Source organism: Micromonospora sp. R77 (genome assembly GCF_022747945.1).
In the GTDB taxonomy this organism is placed as follows: Bacteria; Actinomycetota; Actinomycetes; order Mycobacteriales; family Micromonosporaceae; genus Micromonospora.
Genome location: NZ_JALDST010000001.1, coordinates 4,870,801 through 4,888,279, shown reverse-complemented (window position 1 = coordinate 4,888,279; position 17,479 = coordinate 4,870,801). Strand labels below are relative to the sequence as shown.

Genomic DNA, 17,479 nt, shown 5'->3' with positions numbered 1-17,479 from the left:
AAGGGGACCCTCATGGCACGTGCGGGACTGACCAGGGAACGGCTGATCCGGGCGGGGGCGGATCTGGGCGACGAGGTGGGGTTCGACCAGGTGACCGTCTCGGCGCTGGCCCGTCGGTTCGGCGTCACGGTGGCCAGCCTCTATTCGCACGTCCGGAACTCGTCCGACCTCAGGACCGGGATCGCGCTGCTCGCGCTGGACGAGCTTGCCGACCGGGCCGCCGACGCGCTGGCCGGGCGGTCCGGCAAGGACGCCCTGACCGCCTTCGCGAACGTCTACCGGGACTACGCCCGCCAGCACCCCGGCCGCTGGGCCGCCGCCCAGCTGAGGCTCGACCCGGAGACGGCGGCCGCCAGCGGCGGCGGCCGGCACGCACGGATGACGTGGGCGGTGCTGCGCGCCTACGACCTGCCGGAACCCGACCGGACGCACGCCGTCCGCCTGCTGGGCAGCGTCTTCCACGGCTTTGTCAGCCTGGAGCTCGCCGGCGGGTTCGACCACAGCGCCCCCGACCCGCAGGAGAGCTGGGCCCGGGTCCTGGACGGGGTCGACGCCCTGCTGCGCAACTGGCCCGCGGCCGGCCCGGGCTAGGTCAACGGCTCCACGCCGGGCGGGAGCTGGTCGGTGGCGGTGGCGTCGTGGACGTACTCCAGCAGGATCCGGCGCAGCTCGCGGCCGGCGTGGGTGGGGACGACGTCCCGGCGCCGGGCCACCGCGATGGTCCGCCGGACGCCCGGCGGGGCGAGCCGGGTGACCCGGATGCCGGGCCGGCGGGCGACCACGATGCCGGGCACCAGGGCGGCGCCGAGCCCCGCCTCGACGAAGCTGAGCACGGCGTCCATCTCGCCGCCGTCGACCGACAGGGTGGGCTCGAAGCCGGCCTCCCGGCACGCCTGGAGGGTGGCGTCGCGCAGGTCGTACCCCTCGCGGAACATGACCAGGGGCTGGTCGCGCAGGTCGGTGATGCGCAGCTCGCCGCCGGCCGCGGCGGCGGGCAGCGGGTCCACCGAGGCGACCACCAGGCTCTCCCGCAGGATCGGGTCGGCGCGCAGGCCGGGGTCGGTGCCCTGGGCCGGCATGATGATCAGCGCCAGGTCGAGGTCGCCGCGGACCAGGTCGCGGACCAGGTCCTGCGAGCCGCCCTCCTCCACGCGCAGGTCGACGGTCGGGTGGGCGTCGCGGAACCGGCGCAGCACCGGCGGGGCGAGGGAGGTGGCCAGGCTGGGGGTGGCGCCGAGCCGGACCCGGCCCCGGCGCAGACCGACGAGCTCCTGGACCTCGCGGGTGGCGGTGTCCACGTCGGCGAGGATCCGTTTGGCCAGCGGCAGCAGCACCTCGCCGGCCGAGGTGAGGGCGATGTTGCCCCTTACCCGTTCGAAGAGCGGGGCCCCGAGGTCGGCCTCCAGGGCGTGAATTTGCTTACTCAACGAAGGCTGGGTGATGCCCACCAGATCGGCAGCTTGGGTGAAATGTCGTACTTCTGCGACCGCGACGAAGTACTTCAACTGATGCAGCTGCATCTCTATAGCCTACGGCTATCAAGACTGCGAAGTCGATGCATTGGACGCCTGATCGAACTGCTCCTAGCGTCGATGGCGTGGTAATCACGAAAACTCGGTCGCCCATCCGCTCGAACGTCGGCCTCAAGGCCGTCATGGCGGTGACGGGCATTCTCCTGGTGCTCTTCCTCATCGCGCACATGCTCGGCAACCTGAAGATCTTCACGGGTGCCGAGGCCTTCAACCACTACGCGCACTGGCTGCGCGACCTGGGCACCCCCCTGCTCGCGCCCGGCTGGTACCTGTGGCTGCAGCGGGGCGTGCTCACCGTGGCCGTGCTCGGTCACATCGCCGCCGCCACCGTGCTGGCGCTGCGCGCCCGGGCCGCCCGCCCGGTGCAGTACGCGCACCGCAAGAAGGTGCACGGCAGCTACGCGGCCCGGACCATGCGCTGGGGTGGGGTGATCATCCTGCTGTTCGTGATCTACCACATCCTGGACCTCACCACCGGCACCCTGAACCCGGTCGGCGACTCGGCCCGCCCGCACAGCAACGTGGTGGCCGACTTCGCCCCCGAGCGCTGGTACGTGACGCTCTTCTACACCCTGGCCGTGGTGGCGCTCGGTTTCCACCTGCGCCACGGCGCCTTCAGCGCGTTCCGCAGCCTCGGTCAGCAGACGCCGAAGGGTGAGCGCCGTGCCCGCGCCCTCGCCCTGGTCTTCGCCGTCGCGCTGACCGTCGGCTACCTGGTGGTTCCGTTCGCCGTACTCACCGGATTGGTGTCCTGACATGGATCTCTTCACCGAGGGCGACCCGATCGCCGACACCAGGGCTCCCGACGGGCCGATCGAGACCCGCTGGGACCGCCGCCGCTTCGAGGCCAAGCTGGTCAACCCGGCCAACCGGCGGAAGATGACCGTGATCGTGGTCGGCACCGGGCTGGCCGGCGGCTCGGCCGCCGCGACCCTGGCCGAGCAGGGCTACCACGTCAAGTCCTACTGCTACCAGGACAGCCCGCGCCGGGCCCACTCGATCGCCGCGCAGGGTGGCATCAACGCCGCCAAGAACTACCGCAACGACGGCGACTCGGTGCACCGCCTCTTCTACGACACCGTCAAGGGCGGCGACTTCCGCTCCCGCGAGTCGAACGTGCACCGGCTCGCCGAGGTGTCGGTCAACATCATCGACCAGTGCGTCGCGCAGGGCGTCCCGTTCGCCCGCGAGTACGGCGGCCTGCTCGACACCCGCTCCTTCGGTGGCGCGCAGGTGCAGCGCACCTTCTACGCCCGGGGCCAGACGGGCCAGCAGCTGCTGCTCGGCGCGTACCAGGCGCTGGAGCGGCAGATCGGCCTCGGCAACGTGGAGATGAACTCCCGGCACGAGATGCTGGAGCTGGTGGTCGTCGACGGCAAGGCGCGCGGCATCGTGGTGCGCGACCTGGTCACCGGCGAGATCAGCACCGAGATGGCCGACGCGGTCGTGCTCGCCTCCGGCGGCTACGGCAACGTCTTCTATCTCTCCACCAACGCCAAGGGTTGCAACGTCACCGCCACCTGGCGGGCGCACCGCAAGGGCGCGTACTTCGCCAACCCCTGCTACACGCAGATCCACCCGACCTGCATCCCGGTCTCCGGCGACCACCAGTCGAAGCTGACCCTGATGAGCGAGTCGCTGCGCAACGACGGCCGGGTCTGGGTGCCGAAGGCCAAGGGCGACGACCGCAGCCCGAGGGACATCCCCGAGGACGAGCGGGACTACTACCTGGAGCGGATCTATCCCTCCTTCGGCAACCTGGTCCCCCGGGACATCGCCTCCCGCGCCGCGAAGAACGTCTGCGACGAGGGCCGGGGCGTCGGGCCGACCAGGCTCGGCGTCTACCTCGACTTCGCCGACGCGATCAACCGGCTCGGCCGCAAGGCCATCGAGGCCAAGTACGGCAACCTGTTCGAGATGTACGAACGGATCACCGGCGAGGACCCGTACGAGGTCCCGATGCGGATCTATCCCGCCGTGCACTACACGATGGGTGGCCTCTGGGTCGACTACGACCTCCAGTCCACCATCCCCGGCCTGTTCGTGATCGGTGAGGCCAACTTCTCCGACCACGGCGCCAACCGGCTCGGCGCCTCGGCCCTGATGCAGGGGCTGGCGGACGGCTACTTCGTGCTGCCCGCCACGATCGCCAACTACCTGGCCACCGGCCCGCTCGACAAGGTCGACGCCAGCCACCCCGAGGCGGTCGCGGCGCGTACCGACGTCGAGGACCGGATCGCCCGGCTGCTGGCCGTCAACGGCGACCGGACGGTGGACTCGTTCCACCGGGAGCTGGGCCAGATCATGTGGGAGCACTGCGGCATGGAGCGCAGTGACGCCGGCCTGCGCAAGGCGATCGACGAGATCCGGGCGCTGCGCGAGCAGTTCTGGCAGCGGGTCCGCGTGCCGGGCGACGGCGAGGGGCTCAACCAGTCGCTGGAGAAGGCCGGCCGGGTGGCCGACTTCTTCGAGCTGGCCGAGCTGATGTGCGTCGACGCCCTGCACCGCGAGGAGTCCTGCGGCGGCCACTTCCGGGCCGAGCACCAGACCCCGGACGGCGAGGCGCAGCGCGACGACGACCGGTTCGCGTACGTGGCGGCCTGGGAGTACACCGGCACCGGCGAGCCGGCCGTGCTGCACAAGGAAGACCTGAAGTTCGAATACGTCCACCCCACGCAGCGGAGCTACAAGTGAACCTGACCCTGCGCATCTGGCGCCAGTCCGGCCCCGAGGACAAGGGTCGGATGGTGACCTACCCGGTCGAGGACATCTCCCCGGACATGTCGTTCCTGGAGATGCTCGACGTGCTCAACGAGCGGCTGATCCTCGCCGGCGAGGAGCCGGTGGCGTTCGACCACGACTGCCGCGAGGGCATCTGCGGCATGTGCGGCCTGATGATCAACGGCGACGCGCACGGGCCGCAGCGCGGCACCACCGCGTGCCAGCTGCACATGCGGCAGTTCCGCGACGGCGAGACGATCGACATCGAGCCCTGGCGGGCCCGCGCCTTCCCGGTCATCAAGGACCTGGTGGTCAACCGGAACGCCTTCGACAAGATCATCGCCGCGGGCGGTTACATCACCGCGCCGACCGGCAGCGCCCCCGAGGCGCACTCCACCCCGGTGGCCAAGGCCGACGCGGACGCCGCCTTCTCCTCGGCCGCCTGCATCGGCTGCGGCGCCTGCGTGGCGGCCTGCCCGAACGGCTCCGGCATGCTCTTCACCGCCGCCAAGGTCACCCAGCTCTCGCTGCTCCCGCAGGGCCAGCCGGAGCGGTACACCCGGGTGATCGGCATGGTCGACGCGCACGACGAGGCCGGCTTCGGCGGCTGCACCAACGCCGGCGAGTGCACCGCGGTCTGCCCGAAGGGCATCCCGCTGAACACCATCGGCCGACTCAACCGCGACTACCTCGCGGCCACCTCCAAGCGGGCGGGCACCCCGGGCGCCTGACCCGACCGTCCCACCGACCGCCGCGCCCTTCCGGGGGCGCGGCGGTCGCCGTTTCCGAAGGGGTACGGGTCCCGACGGCCTGGCCGGGCTTCGGTGCGCTTTGGGCTCCGGAGTTGGCCTCGCCGGGCTTCCGTGCACGTCGGGCTCCCGGGTTGGCCTCGCCGGGCTTCCGTGCACGTCGGGCTCCCGGGTTGGCCTCGCCGGGCTTCCGTGCACGTCGGGCTCCCGGGTTGGCCTCGCCGGGCTTCCGTGCACGTCGGGCTCCCGGGTTGGCCTCGCCGGGCTTCCGTGCACGTCGGGCTCCGGGGGGTTGCGGTTGGGGGCTGGGGGCGACCGTGCCCGGCTCCGGGCGGTCAGGCTTGATCCCTGCGCCGGGCACGGTCGCCCCCAGCCCGACCCGCACCTGGTCCGCCCGCGCCTGACCGGCCGCCATCACCACGACCCCACACCCCAAACGCCTCCTCCCCCGTCGCCATCCCTCCCTCGCCATTCCTCCCCTCGCCATCCTTTCCTCCACCACCCCACCCCTGGCCGCTCCGCCGCCCCGCTCCGCCGCCCGCCCGCCCGCCGATCTTGGACAGTTGTCGTTCGTAGCGAACGGAAACTGTCCAAGATTCGGCGGTTGGATATGCCGCTGGCCGGCACCCCGTCGTGGGGTGCCGGCCAGCGGCGGGTTGTTGCTTCGGTCAGCTGGTCCAGTGCTGGGCGACCAGGTCGGCGGCCTGCTGCTCCCACTGGGCGTACGCGTCCGGGTAGGCCGACACCTGCACGGTCTGGGCGGCGTCGGTCAGCGGCATGTCCTGCCAGCCGTCGACCTGCTTGAGGCCCTTGAGGAACGCGAGGGTGGAGTACTCGGGGTCGGTGATCTGCTCGGGGGTGCCCCAACCACTGGACGGGCGCTGCTGGAACAGACCCAGCGAGTCATGGTCGTTGCGGTCGCCGAGGTGGCCAAGGTTCTCCAGCTTCGACTCCTGCAGGCTGGTGGCGATCGAGATGACCGCGGCGCGTTCGGGCAGGCCGGCCTTCTTCGTCGCGGCGATGATCGCCTTGGCGTTGGCGGTCTGCTCGTCGTTCAGGTCGACGTGCGACTGGCTGCCCTGCACGCCGTGCGGGATCAGCTTGCTGGTGTCGGGCTTGTCGGCCTGCACGGCCGCGACCGGGGTCATCGACGTGACCGGGGTGGTGTCCCCGTGGTGCAGCGGACCCGCCGCGAGACCACCGGCGAACGCCAGACCAGCGATACCCAGCACGCTCTTACGCAGCATCGTGTTCATCGAAAGCTCCTCAGGGGTTGGCGCTCCCCATGGGGGTGGGGAACGCAAGCACCGTCAGGCGCTCGATCACAAAGGGGGGAAGTCATCGACCGGCAGCTCGCGGGGCAGAGGAGGTTCGCCACTTCGCGGCGCCGGGACCATGGGTAACGACCGCCGGTCCAGCATCATTCCCGGAGGCTGGCCGCCGGCACGATCTCCGGGGCCTCTCCACCCGCCCCGTCGACCGGGCGGCTACGCGGTCGCACGGTGAATGTAACGACCCCGAGCCCCCGACGATTCCGGCCCAGCGGTGCGCCCGGCCACACCCCGAACCGGACATCCCGCCCCATGGCGCCCGATCCACCCACCGCCGGACCGGACACCCGGCACCACATCCCCGAGATGGGCACCTCTCGCCGGACACCCGGCACCACATCCCCGAGACGGGCACCTCTCGCAGTCCCGGACACCCCCGGCGCGGCACAGCCGGGACGCCGCCACGTCGCCGACATGGCGCGGACACGCCGGCTCGGACACCGCCACGTTGGCGACACGGCGCGCACAGGCGGGCTCGAACGGGCCAACGTCCGCGACACGGCGCGGACAGGAGGCCTCGGACGGGGCCATGTCGGCGACGTGGGGTGGACGCGTGGATGTGCGGGCTCGGACAGGGCGGGGGGTGGCTGGTTCAACTGGGCCGGCGCGGGTAGCAGTCCCATGGACGGCACCGACGAGGGGACATCGAGGCATGAAGGCACTGACCTGGCAAGGCAAGCGGGACGTCCGGGTGGAGGACGTGCCGGATCCCCGTATCGAGGAGCCCACCGACGCGATCGTGCGGATCACGTCGACCGCGATCTGCGGCTCCGACCTGCACCTGTACGAGGTGCTCGGCCCGTACCTCAAGCCGGGTGACGTGCTCGGGCACGAGCCGATGGGCATCGTCGAGGAGGTCGGCCCGGGGGTGACCCGGCTGAAGAAGGGCGACCGGGTGGTCGTCCCGTTCAACATCTCCTGCGGGCACTGCTGGATGTGCGAGCGGCAGCTCTACGCCCAGTGCGAGACCACCCAGGTCACCGCGCAGGGCAAGGGTGCCGCGCTGTTCGGCTACACCTCGCTCTACGGCTCGGTCCCCGGCGGGCAGGCCGAGTACCTGCGCGTACCGCAGGCCCAGTTCGGCCCGATCAAGATCCCGGAGACCGGCCCGGACGAGCGCTGGCTCTATCTCTCCGACATCCTGCCCACCGCCTGGCAGGCGGTGAAGTACGCGGACACCCCGCGCGGCGGCACCCTGGCCGTCTTCGGGCTCGGCCCGGTGGGGCAGCTCTGCGCCCGGATCGGCCGGCACCTCGGCGCGGACCGGGTGATCGGGCTGGACCTGGTGCCGGAGCGCCTCGACATGGCCCGCCGGCACGGCATCGAGGTGCTGGACGTCACGGCGCTGGACGACGTGCCGGGCGCGCTGATCGACCTGGTCGACGGGCGCGGGCCGGACGCGGTGATCGACGCGGTCGGGATGGAGGCGCACGGCGCACCGCTGGGCAAGTTCGCCCAGACCGCCGCCGGGCTGCTGCCGGACAAGCTGGCCCAGACGATGACCGACAAGGTGGGCGTGGACCGGCTGGTCGTCCTGCACGCCGCACTCAAGGCGGTCCGCCGGGGCGGCACCGTCTCCATCTCCGGCGTGTACGGCGGCGAGCAGGACCCGATGCCGCTGATGGAGATGTTCGACCGGGGCATCCAGCTGCGGATGGGGCAGTGCCACGTCAAGCGCTGGGTGGACGAGATCATCCCGCTGCTCTCCGGCGACGACGACCCGCTGGGCGTGGAGGACCTGCGGACCCACCGGCTGCCGCTGGCGCAGGCGCCGCAGGCGTACGAGATGTTCCAGAAGAAGGAGGACGGCTGCGTCAAGGTCGTGCTCGCGCCGTGACCAGGACGGTGGTGATCACCGGCGCGACCAGCGGGATCGGCCGGGCGGCGGCCCGGGAGTTCGCGGGGCGCGGGGACCGTCTGGTCCTCGCGGCCCGCTCCCGGACCACCCTCGCCGACGTCCGCCGGGAGTGCGCCGACGCCGGTGCCGCCGAGGTACGCGAGGTGCCCACGGATGTCACCGTGGCCGGCGACCTCGACGCCCTGGCCGACACGGCGGTGCGGGAGTTCGGCCGGATCGACGTCTGGGTGCACACCGCCGCGGTGATGGCGTACGGGCGCTTCGAGGAGATCCCGGCGGAGGTCTTCGACCACGTGGTCCGGACCGACCTGCTGGGCGCTGCCGGGGCGGCGCGGGTGGCGCTGCGGCACTTCACCCGGGCCGGTGGGGGCACCCTGATCCTCACCGGCTCGGTGCTCGGACACATCACCGCGCCGTACATGAGCGGCTACGTGACCAGCAAGTGGGGCCTGCAGGGACTGGCCCGGGCGCTGCACCAGGAGTCCCGGGACCTGCCGGGGGTGAACATCTGCCTGGTCACCCCCGGCAGCGTGGACACCCCGGTCTACCAGCAGGCCGCGAACTACCTGGGCCGGGCCGGCCGGCCGCCGCTGCCGATCACCACCGCCGAACGGGTGGGCCGGGCGATCGCGCACTGCGCCGACAAGCCCCGCCGGGAGACCTCGGTGGGCCGGGTCAACCTCCTCATGCGGGTCGGCTTCACCGCGCTGCCGGCCGTCTACGACGTGCTGGTCGGACCGTTGATGCGGCTCGGCGGGCTGACCAACCGGGCGGTCGCCCCGACCGACGGGGCGGTGTTCGCCCCGAACCCGGCCGGCGAGGCGGTCCGGGGCGGTTGGCTGCCCGACCTGTCCCAGGTGGTCCGGTCGGTGGGCGGGGCGACCTCGACGGTCGGCGCGGCGGTGCTGCGCCGGCTGCGCTGACCGGTGGCTACCGTGTAGTGCGGGACACGGCGGAGGGAAGACGATGGGCGCAGCAGAGGAAGAGGCGGCCGAGCGGGCGGCGGGGCGGGGACTGTGGCGGGTCGCCGGGGTGGCGGCGCTGGCCGGGCTCGCCTGGGTGGGCCGGGACGTGCCGGCCCAGCTCGGCGGCCGGCTCACCGGGGCCCGCGCGGAACGCGCGGCGCGCTCGCCGCAGTTCCGCGACGGCACGTTCCACAACCGGGGCAGCAGCCGCAGCATGGCCGGTGCCCCGGACCGCAACCTGCTCAAGGAACTGGTCTTCGGCAAGCAGAAGCGCCGGCCGACCACGTCCGTCCCGCTGCTGCGCCCGGCCCCGGTGCCGACCGGTGACCCCGGGCGGGAACTGAACGTCGTCTGGTACGGCCACGCGTCCACGCTGATCGAGATCGAGGGGCGTCGGGTGCTGGTCGACCCGGTGTGGAGCGACCGGTGTTCCCCGTCGGCGCTGGTCGGCCCGCGCCGCATCCACGAACCGCCGGTACGCCTCGACGAGCTGCCGCCGGTGGACGCCGTCCTCATCTCCCACGACCACTACGACCACCTGGACCTGGAGACCGTGCGAGGGCTGCTCGCCCACCAGTCCGCCCCGTTCCTGGTGCCGCTGGGCGTCGGCGCCCACCTGGACCGGTGGGGCGTACCGGCGGAGCGGATCGTCGAGCTGGACTGGTCGGAGAGCCACCAGGTGGGTGGGCTGACCCTCACCGCCACCCCGGCCCAGCACTTCTCCGGGCGCGGGCTGCGCCGCGACGGCACGCTCTGGAGCTCCTGGGTGATCGCCGGCGCGCACCGGAAGGTCTTCTACACCGGCGACTCCGGCTATTTCGACGGCTACGCCGCGATCGGCGCGGAGCACGGCCCGTTCGACGTGACGCTGATGCAGATCGGGGCGTACGACCGGGCCTGGCCGAGCATCCACATGTTCCCGGAGGAGGCGGTCGCCGCCCACCTCGACCTGCGCGGCGGGCTCTTCGTACCGGTGCACTGGGCGACGTTCAACCTGGCCCTGCACGACTGGTCGGAGCCGGTGGACCGGTTGTGGGCCGAGGCGAAGGCCCGGGACGTCCGGCTGGCGGTCCCCCGCCCCGGCGAGCGGGTCGTGGTGGACGACCCGCCGCCGGTGGACGGCTGGTGGCAGGCGGTCGCCTGACGACTCCCGCGCCGGTGTCGGCGTTCCGGTGGGCGTTTCGCGGCGGTCCGGCCCCGGGGGTCTGGTAGACCGGAGGCGGTGCAGCCACCCCCACCGTTCCGTCGTCATGCGCGAGGAGTCACATGCTGAACGGTCGACTGGTGGCCATCCGTCCCACCTGGAAGGACGATCTCGATTTCCTGGCCGATCTGGCCAACCAGGACGAGGTACGGCACAACGTGGGCGGTTGGCACTGGCCGATCTCCCGGGACACGCAGCAGGACTGGCTGCTGCGGTCCCACGCCGACCCGCACGTCCAACGGCTGACCGTGGTCGACCGGTCGACGAACGAGCCGCTCGGGCTCACCGGCCTGTGGGAGGTCGACTGGCACAACCGCTCGGCGCTCACCGCGATCAAGCTGATGCCGGGGGTCAGCCCGAGAGGCGCCGGCAGCGACTCGATCATGCTGGTGATGGCCTGGGCGTTCTACGAGGTGGGGCTCCGCCGCCTGCACAGCACGATCCTGCCGTTCAACCAGGCCAGCCTCGGCGCGTACGTGCGCAAGTGCGGCTGGCAGGTCGAGGGGCGGGACCGGGAGGCGGTGTTCCGCGGAGGCCACTGGCACGACCTGCTCCGGGTGGCGATCCTGCGGCCCGAGTTCGAGGCGCTGCCACACGCGGACGAGTACCTCGACCGGGTCTGCGGGACGTCGACCCGGGTGCCGGCGCAGTCCGGCCGGGTCGACGAACCGCTGACCGTCGAGGCGTCCGCCCGGCCGTAGCCACGCCGGTACGCCGGCGGCGGGCGGATCGACCGGCTGCCCGCCGCCGACGTACTCAGTCCTGGACGGCGCGGACCAGCATGAACGGTTCGGCGGCGGAGCGGCCGATCATCGTGCCGTGGTGCTCGGCGTGGACGCGCAGGGCGCGGTCGTTGCGCGGGTGCGGCCAGTCACGCCACTCCGACCGGTAGTGCCGGAACGCCTCCAGCTTGCGCTCCAGCGTGGCGGAGACGTCCACGAACCAGTTCGGCTGCCACCAGGTCACCGGCGCGGGGGTCCACTCCGTGCTGGAGGTGGGCGCGTAGGTGAGCAGTCGCCGCACGGTCTGACCGGGCACCGGCCGGGTGGCCACCGCCACCGACTCGAACACGGTCCGGTGGTCGAGGTTGACGTCGGCCTGGACCGAATAGACGGTGTCCGGTCGGAACTCGGCGATCTGTCGCTCGACCACGCGGTTGACGTCGACGTGCGGCAGCGTGTCGAGCCGCATGTCGGGCAGGTCGAGGTGGACGTAGTCGTGCACCCCGAGGGTCTCGGCCGCCTTCCGCGCCTCCTGCTGTTTCTGGCGCAGGATCTCCAGGTTGCCGGCGTACTGGGTGGACGAGCCGTCGGTGACGCAGCAGATCCGCACCGCGTCGCCGCGGTCGGTGTGCCGGGCGATGGTGCCACCCATGCCGAGGATCTCGTCGTCCGGGTGGGCGGCGAAGATCAGGACCCGGGCGCTCATCCGAGCACGGCCCCGACTGCGAGCAGGCCGTGCAGGTCGGCGTCCCGGGCCGGTGCCGATCCGTCGACCGAGACCTCACGCAGCAGCAGGGCACCGTCGCCGGCGGCGACCAGCACCCCGTCCCGGCGGTGCGCCAGGACGGCACCGGCCACCGCCGAGTGGTCCACGGCCTCCGGCCGGGCCTGCCAGATCACCACCCGCCGGTCCCCCAGCCAGGTGAAGGCACCGGGGTAGGGCCGGGTCTGGGCGCGGACCCAGGCGTCGAGATGGCCGGCCCTGGTCTCCCAGTCGATCAGGCCGTCCGCCGGGGTGCGCTTCGGCCAGTGGCTGGCCCGGGTCGGGTCCTGCGGGAAACGGGGGGCGGTGCCGGCGGCGATCTGCGGGAAGTATTCGCGTACCAGTTCGACGTGGGCGTCCGCGCACTTGGCGAAGAGCGTGCCGGCGGTCTCGTCGGGCGCGATCTCGACGACCGACTGACCGATCACGGCCCCCGAGTCCGCGGTGGCGTCCGGGATCTCGAAGAGGGTCACCCCGGTCCGGGCCAGCCCGGTCAGGATCGCCCAGGGGATCGGCGCCCGCCCCCGGTGCCGGGGCAGCAGGGTGGGGTGCATGCCGAAGGTTCCGGCCCGCGGTACGGCCAGCAACTCGTCGCGGAGCAGCTGCGACCAGCCCACCACCCAGAGGGTGTCCGGGGCGAGCCGGCGTACGGCGGCCACGCACTCCGGGTCGTTGACGTTGCGGGCCTCGATCAGCTCGGCGCCGTACCGCTCCGCCACGTCGTCGAAGCGGCACATGCCGGAGACCTCCGGACGGACCGGGCCGGGCAGCGTGACCACCCCGGCCACCTCCGCCCCGACCTCGGCCGCCGCCTCCAGGCAGGCCCTGCCGATGGTGTCGAAACTGACCCAGACGATCCGCTTCGTCATCCCGCTCCCCTCCGCCTCGCGCGGCCCGCCCGTCCCGTGGGTCACGGCCGTCACTCCGGCATCGTAGGAGGGCAGACCGGATCAACAGGGACAAAACGCGGGAGCGGCGTGCCCTTTGCCGCGCCTTGGCGGCCGGTCAGAGCACGAAGGCGTCGGTCCAGAGGGCCCCGGAGCGGCCGGACAGGGCGTCCTGCATGGCCACCGCCTGACCGTCGGTGAGTTGCGCGACGAAGTCGATGATCGCCCGGCCGCGGGCCCGGCCGATCCGGTCCGGGGTACGCGGGTGCAGCTCCGCCTCGGCCAGCTCCACCAGGTCGTGCAGCCGACGGGGCAGCCGGGACTCCTCCTCCGGGTCGAGCAGCCACTCCCAGAGCGCCTCCACCAGGGCGCCCAGCAGCCGGGCCTGCCCACGCTGGTGCAGGGCGAGATCCGGACGGGCCAGCACGAACCGGTGGTGGACGAACTTGAGCACCTGCACCTCGTGCCACTGCGCCTCGGCCAGCAGCACGTGGCCGGAGCGCACCGACGGGTCGCCGATCACCGTGATCGCGTCGACGAACCGGGTGGACCAGCGGGCGGAGAAGCGGGCCACGTACTGCTCCGCCTCGATCGAGCCGTCGAAGGGGAGCGCGAGCAGCCCTTCCACCAGTTCCTCACGGACGTGCTCGACGGCGGCGGCGAACGCGTCGTCGTCGGCGATCCAGCCGTCCTTGCGGTGCAGTTGGCGGCGCAGCCGCTCGATGGCCGCCCCGGGCCGGCGGCCCGCCCCGCCCAGCGCCGCGTCGGTGATCGACCGCAGGTGTCCGCCCTCGCGCTGCCAGGCCATCAGCTCGGCGGCCACCGCGCCCTGCTGGAGCACCCCCACCCGATAGAAGTCCTCCACGTCGTGGATGGCGTACGCGATGTCGTCGGCGGTGTCCATGATCGACGCCTCGACGGTCTGCTGCCAGTCCGGGATCCGACCGGCGAACGGCTCCCGGGCCTGCCGCAGGTCGTCGACCTCGGTCCGGTACGCGCCGAACTTCGACGACCCGCTCTCCGCGTCGTCCGGCGGCGGGGTGGCCCCGCGCGGGGCCGGCTCCAGGTGGCGCGGGTGCGGATCGGGGTGGTCCAGCCGGGTCCACGGGTATTTCAGCATCGCCGCCCGGACCGCGGCGGTCAGGTCCAGCCCGGTGGTGGCCGCGCCCCGGATCTCGGTGCTGGTCACGATCCGGTAGGACTGCGCGTTGCCCTCGAAGCCGTCGGCCAGGCCGAGACGCTGTCGGGCCAGGCGGTCCAGCACCCGCTCCCCCAGGTGCCCGAACGGCGGGTGACCCAGGTCGTGGGCGAGCGCCGCCGCCTCCACCACGTCCGGGTCGCAGCCACCGAGCTTGTCCAGCAGCGCGCGGTGCTCGTCGTCGGCGGTGAGCCGTTCGGCGATCGCGCGGGCCACCTGGGCCACCTTGAGACTGTGGGTGAGCCGGTTGTGCACCAGCAGCCCCGAGCCACCCGGACTGATCACCTGGGTGACCCCGCCCAGCCGGGCGAAGAAGGGCGACGCGACGATCCGGTCCCGGTCCGCGCGGAACGGGCTCGCGGCGAGGTCACCGAGGGCGCGGGCGCTGCCGCCGAAGAGCCGCCGGGCGCGCGGGTCGACAGGTGCTTCCATGATCGCCACGCTAGCGCAGCCGGCGGGGGTGGCGGCGAGCGTCGGGGCGGACCGGCAGAATGCACAGCGGAACCCACCGGAGAAGGCGGATCAAGATCGTGACCCAGTCTGTGCACCAGCGGATCGCCGAGGAGCTCGGCGTCGCCGAGCGTCAGGTACGCGCGGCCGTGGAGCTGCTCGACGGCGGCGCCACCGTGCCGTTCATCGCCCGCTACCGCAAGGAGGCCACCGGGTTGCTCGACGACGCGCAGCTGCGCACCCTCGAGGAGCGGCTGCGCTACCTGCGCGAGCTGGACGAGCGGCGCGCCGCGGTGCTGGAGTCCATCCGCGGCCAGGGCAAGCTCGACGAGGCGCTGGAGGCGCAGATCCTCGCGGCCGACTCGAAGTCCCGGCTGGAGGACATCTACCTGCCGTACAAGCCGAAGCGGCGGACCCGGGCGCAGATCGCCCGCGAGGCCGGGCTGGAACCGCTCGCGGAGACGCTGCTGGCCGACCCGACGCAGGACCCGCGCGCCACCGCCGCCGGCTTCGTCGACGCCGACCGGGGCGTGGCCGACGCCGCTGCCGCGCTGGACGGTGCCCGGGCCATCCTGATCGAGCGCTTCGCCGAGGACGCCGACCTGATCGGCACGCTGCGCGAGCAGATGTGGTCGCGGGGCCGGCTGGTCTCCCGGGTACGCGACGGTCAGGAGACCGCCGGGGCCAAGTTCGCCGACTACTTCGACTTCGCCGAGCCGTACACCCGGCTGCCCTCGCACCGGATCCTCGCCATGTTCCGGGGCGAGAAGGAGGGCGTGCTCGACCTGACCATGGACCCGGAGGCCGACGGCGACTCCGACGCCGTGGCCACCGGCCCGACCCGCTACGAGGCGGCGATCGCCGGCCGGTTCGGGGTCGGCGACCGGGGACGGCCCGCCGACAAGTGGCTGACCGACACGGTGCGCTGGGCCTGGCGTACCCGGATCCTCATCCATCTCGGCGCGGACCTGCGGATGCGGTTGTGGCAGGCGGCCGAGGAGGAGGCGGTCCGGGTCTTCGCCACCAACCTGCGCGACCTGCTGCTCGCCGCGCCCGCCGGCGCGCGACCGACCATGGGTCTCGACCCGGGACTGCGCACCGGGGTGAAGGTGGCCGTGGTGGACGCCACCGGCAAGGTGGTCGCCACCGACACGATCTATCCGCACGAGCCGCGCCGGCAGTGGGACGCCTCGCTGGCCACCCTCGCCCGACTGGCCGCGGCGCACGGCGTGGAGCTGGTGGCGATCGGCAACGGCACGGCCAGCCGGGAGACCGACAAGCTGGCCGGCGACCTGATCAGGCAGCACCCGGAGCTGAAGCTCACCAAGGTGGTGGTCTCCGAGGCGGGCGCGTCGGTCTACTCCGCCTCCGCGTACGCCTCCCAGGAGCTGCCCGGGCTGGACGTGTCGCTGCGTGGCGCGGTCTCCATCGCCCGCCGCCTGCAGGACCCGCTCGCCGAGCTGGTCAAGATCGATCCGCGGTCGATCGGCGTCGGGCAGTACCAGCACGACCTGTCCGAGGTGAAGCTCTCCCGCTCGCTGGACACGGTGGTCGAGGACTGCGTCAACGCGGTCGGCGTCGACGTGAACACCGCCTCGGCTCCCCTGCTCACCCGGGTCTCCGGCATCGGGGCCGGGCTGGCCGAGAACATCGTGCTGCACCGGGACGCCAACGGACCGTTCCGCACCCGCGCCGAGCTGAAGAAGGTGGCCCGGCTCGGGCCGAAGGCGTTCGAGCAGTGCGCCGGCTTCCTGCGCATCCCCGGCGGCGACGACCCGCTCGACTCCTCCAGCGTGCACCCCGAGGCGTACCCGGTGGTGCGGCGGATCCTGGCCAGCACCGGGCAGGACCTGCGCGCACTGATCGGGAAGTCCGCCATCCTGCGCGGCCTGCGGGCGACCGACTTCGTCGACGACACCTTCGGCCTGCCCACGGTCACCGACATCCTGGCCGAGCTGGAGAAGCCCGGCCGCGACCCGCGTCCGGAGTTCCGCACCGCGACCTTCGTCGAGGGCGTCGAGAAGATCAGCGACCTGACGCCGGGGATGGTGCTGGAGGGCGTGGTGACCAACGTGGCCGCGTTCGGCGCGTTCGTCGACGTCGGCGTGCACCAGGACGGCCTGGTGCACGTCTCGGCCATGTCGCAGACCTTCGTCAAGGATCCGCGGGACGTGGTGAAGTCCGGTGACGTGGTGCGGGTGCGGGTGCTCGACGTGGACGTGCCCCGCAAGCGGATCTCGCTGACCCTGCGGTTGGCGGACGAGGCGCCGGCCGGCGGCGACGGCGGTCGCCGGGAGCGTGGCGGGCCGCGCGGTCCGCAGGGCGGTGGCCAGGGTCGCGAGGCCGGCTCCCCCGCCGGCACGGGTCGAGGGGGCCGGGCCGGATCGCCGGCCGGCAGCGGTCGCGGCGCCCAGGGCAGCTCCCGGGGTGGCCCGCAGCAGCGGCAGGGCCGAGGCGCCCCCGCACCCGCCAACAGCGAGATGCTGGAGGCCCTCCGCCGCGCCGGCCTCGCCTGACCTCCCCCACCCCCACCCCCTCCCCCTCCCGAACCCTCGGCTGATCATGAGGTTGGCGGCGAAGTGGATCTCCTTCACTGCCGCCAACCTCATGATCAACAGTTGGGTGGGCGGGAGGGGTGGAGGGTGGGAGGGGAGGGTAGCGTCGTGGGGGTGGAGGACGGGCTGGAGTGGCGGGAGCGGCAGCGCCGCGCGGTGCGGGCACACGCCGAGGCGGACGAGCGGGCCCGGGCCGCCGAGCACGCCGCCGCGGCCGAACTGGTGTCCTGGTTCGCCGCCGAGGCGCACCGCCGCGGGCTGCGGACCACCCGGCTGACCGCCCGTTCCTACGACGGGCGGGCCCACTACCGCACCCGGCTCACCGGCTGGTACGTCGACCGGGCACGGACCCGGGCGGTGGACACCGACGGGCGCTTCCACCTGCTCACCGTGCCGGCCAGCCTGCGGTCCCGGCTGTTCGGCGCGACTCCGGCGCCGGACCCCGCGCCGCTGGTGGTCGGTCGGGGCGGCCGGGACGGTGAGTCCGTCCCGCTGCGCGACCTGCTCACCCGACGGTTGGCCGCCGGCGACGACTGGGGCTGAA

At 72.9% G+C, this 17,479-nt stretch carries 14 protein-coding genes and 1 pseudogene; 10 read left to right on the top strand and 5 right to left on the bottom strand.

Annotated elements, in window-relative coordinates; translation table 11 throughout:
- Window positions 1–12 precede the first annotated feature (12 nt).
- Complete coding sequence (locus MRQ36_RS23005) at window positions 13–591, top strand: TetR/AcrR family transcriptional regulator (RefSeq protein WP_242798603.1); 579 nt, start codon at window positions 13–15, stop codon at window positions 589–591.
- On the opposite strand, the gene MRQ36_RS23000 is transcribed toward MRQ36_RS23005, so the two are convergent.
- Entirely contained in the window at window positions 588–1,526 is a 939-nt protein-coding gene (locus MRQ36_RS23000; protein ID WP_242801313.1) for a LysR family transcriptional regulator, read from the bottom strand. The genes MRQ36_RS23005 and MRQ36_RS23000 overlap by 4 nt on opposite strands.
- Window positions 1,527–1,555: 29 nt before the next feature.
- On the opposite strand from MRQ36_RS23000, the gene MRQ36_RS22995 reads away from it, so the two are divergent.
- The 3 genes from MRQ36_RS22995 to MRQ36_RS22985 are packed head-to-tail and all read left to right on the top strand — an operon-like array spanning window position 1,556 to window position 4,984.
- Window positions 1,556–2,287, top strand: a complete 732-nt coding sequence (locus MRQ36_RS22995) for a succinate dehydrogenase cytochrome b subunit (RefSeq protein ID WP_278187579.1) — start codon at window positions 1,556–1,558, stop codon at window positions 2,285–2,287.
- Between the two features lies 1 nt (window position 2,288).
- Window positions 2,289–4,226: a fumarate reductase/succinate dehydrogenase flavoprotein subunit gene (locus MRQ36_RS22990; protein ID WP_242798601.1), complete on the top strand. Its 1,938-nt coding sequence runs from the start codon at window positions 2,289–2,291 to the stop codon at window positions 4,224–4,226.
- Window positions 4,223–4,984 carry a succinate dehydrogenase/fumarate reductase iron-sulfur subunit gene (locus MRQ36_RS22985; RefSeq protein ID WP_242798599.1) on the top strand — a complete coding sequence of 254 codons (762 nt, stop codon included), beginning with the start codon at window positions 4,223–4,225 and terminating at the stop codon, window positions 4,982–4,984. Before MRQ36_RS22990 ends, MRQ36_RS22985 begins: the two co-directional genes overlap by 4 nt.
- Before the next feature lie 686 nt (window positions 4,985–5,670).
- Here the strand turns inward: MRQ36_RS22985 and MRQ36_RS22980 are convergent.
- Complete coding sequence (locus MRQ36_RS22980; RefSeq protein WP_242798597.1) at window positions 5,671–6,258, bottom strand: hypothetical protein; 588 nt, start codon at window positions 6,256–6,258, stop codon at window positions 5,671–5,673.
- 727 nt (window positions 6,259–6,985) lie between these two features.
- On the opposite strand from MRQ36_RS22980, the gene MRQ36_RS22975 reads away from it, so the two are divergent.
- The 4 genes from MRQ36_RS22975 (at window position 6,986) to MRQ36_RS22960 (ending at window position 11,061) form a co-directional block, all read left to right on the top strand.
- The gene (locus MRQ36_RS22975; protein ID WP_242798595.1) at window positions 6,986–8,170 is read left to right on the top strand and encodes a zinc-dependent alcohol dehydrogenase; all 1,185 of its coding nucleotides are present in this window, start codon (window positions 6,986–6,988) and stop codon (window positions 8,168–8,170) included.
- The gene (locus MRQ36_RS22970) at window positions 8,167–9,114 is read left to right on the top strand and encodes an SDR family NAD(P)-dependent oxidoreductase (RefSeq protein ID WP_242798592.1); all 948 of its coding nucleotides are present in this window, start codon (window positions 8,167–8,169) and stop codon (window positions 9,112–9,114) included. Before MRQ36_RS22975 ends, MRQ36_RS22970 begins: the two co-directional genes overlap by 4 nt.
- Window positions 9,115–9,157: 43 nt before the next feature.
- Window positions 9,158–10,300 carry an MBL fold metallo-hydrolase gene (locus MRQ36_RS22965; protein ID WP_242798590.1) on the top strand — a complete coding sequence of 381 codons (1,143 nt, stop codon included), beginning with the start codon at window positions 9,158–9,160 and terminating at the stop codon, window positions 10,298–10,300.
- A 122-nt stretch (window positions 10,301–10,422) separates the two neighbouring features.
- Window positions 10,423–11,061: a GNAT family N-acetyltransferase gene (locus tag MRQ36_RS22960; protein WP_242798588.1), complete on the top strand. Its 639-nt coding sequence runs from the start codon at window positions 10,423–10,425 to the stop codon at window positions 11,059–11,061.
- 55 nt (window positions 11,062–11,116) lie between these two features.
- On the opposite strand, the gene MRQ36_RS22955 is transcribed toward MRQ36_RS22960, so the two are convergent.
- The 3 genes from MRQ36_RS22955 to MRQ36_RS22945 form a co-directional block, all read right to left on the bottom strand.
- Window positions 11,117–11,788, bottom strand: a complete 672-nt coding sequence (locus MRQ36_RS22955; RefSeq protein WP_242798586.1) for a PIG-L deacetylase family protein — start codon at window positions 11,786–11,788, stop codon at window positions 11,117–11,119.
- Window positions 11,785–12,768, bottom strand: a complete 984-nt coding sequence (locus tag MRQ36_RS22950; protein ID WP_242798584.1) for a methionyl-tRNA formyltransferase — start codon at window positions 12,766–12,768, stop codon at window positions 11,785–11,787. Before MRQ36_RS22950 ends, MRQ36_RS22955 begins: the two co-directional genes overlap by 4 nt.
- An 82-nt stretch (window positions 12,769–12,850) precedes the next feature.
- Window positions 12,851–14,362: a deoxyguanosinetriphosphate triphosphohydrolase family protein gene (locus MRQ36_RS22945; protein WP_242798582.1), complete on the bottom strand. Its 1,512-nt coding sequence runs from the start codon at window positions 14,360–14,362 to the stop codon at window positions 12,851–12,853.
- On the opposite strand from MRQ36_RS22945, the pseudogene MRQ36_RS22940 reads away from it, so the two are divergent.
- Together MRQ36_RS22940 and MRQ36_RS22935 are read left to right on the top strand one after the other, a co-directional pair.
- Window positions 14,361–16,896, top strand: a pseudogene (locus MRQ36_RS22940) (Tex family protein). The gene MRQ36_RS22945 and the pseudogene MRQ36_RS22940 sit on opposite strands and share 2 nt — an antisense overlap.
- Before the next feature lie 147 nt (window positions 16,897–17,043).
- Window positions 17,044–17,478 (top strand): hypothetical protein, encoded by a 435-nt coding sequence (locus tag MRQ36_RS22935; protein WP_242798578.1) that lies wholly within the window; start codon window positions 17,044–17,046, stop codon window positions 17,476–17,478.
- Window position 17,479: the final 1 nt, after the last annotated feature.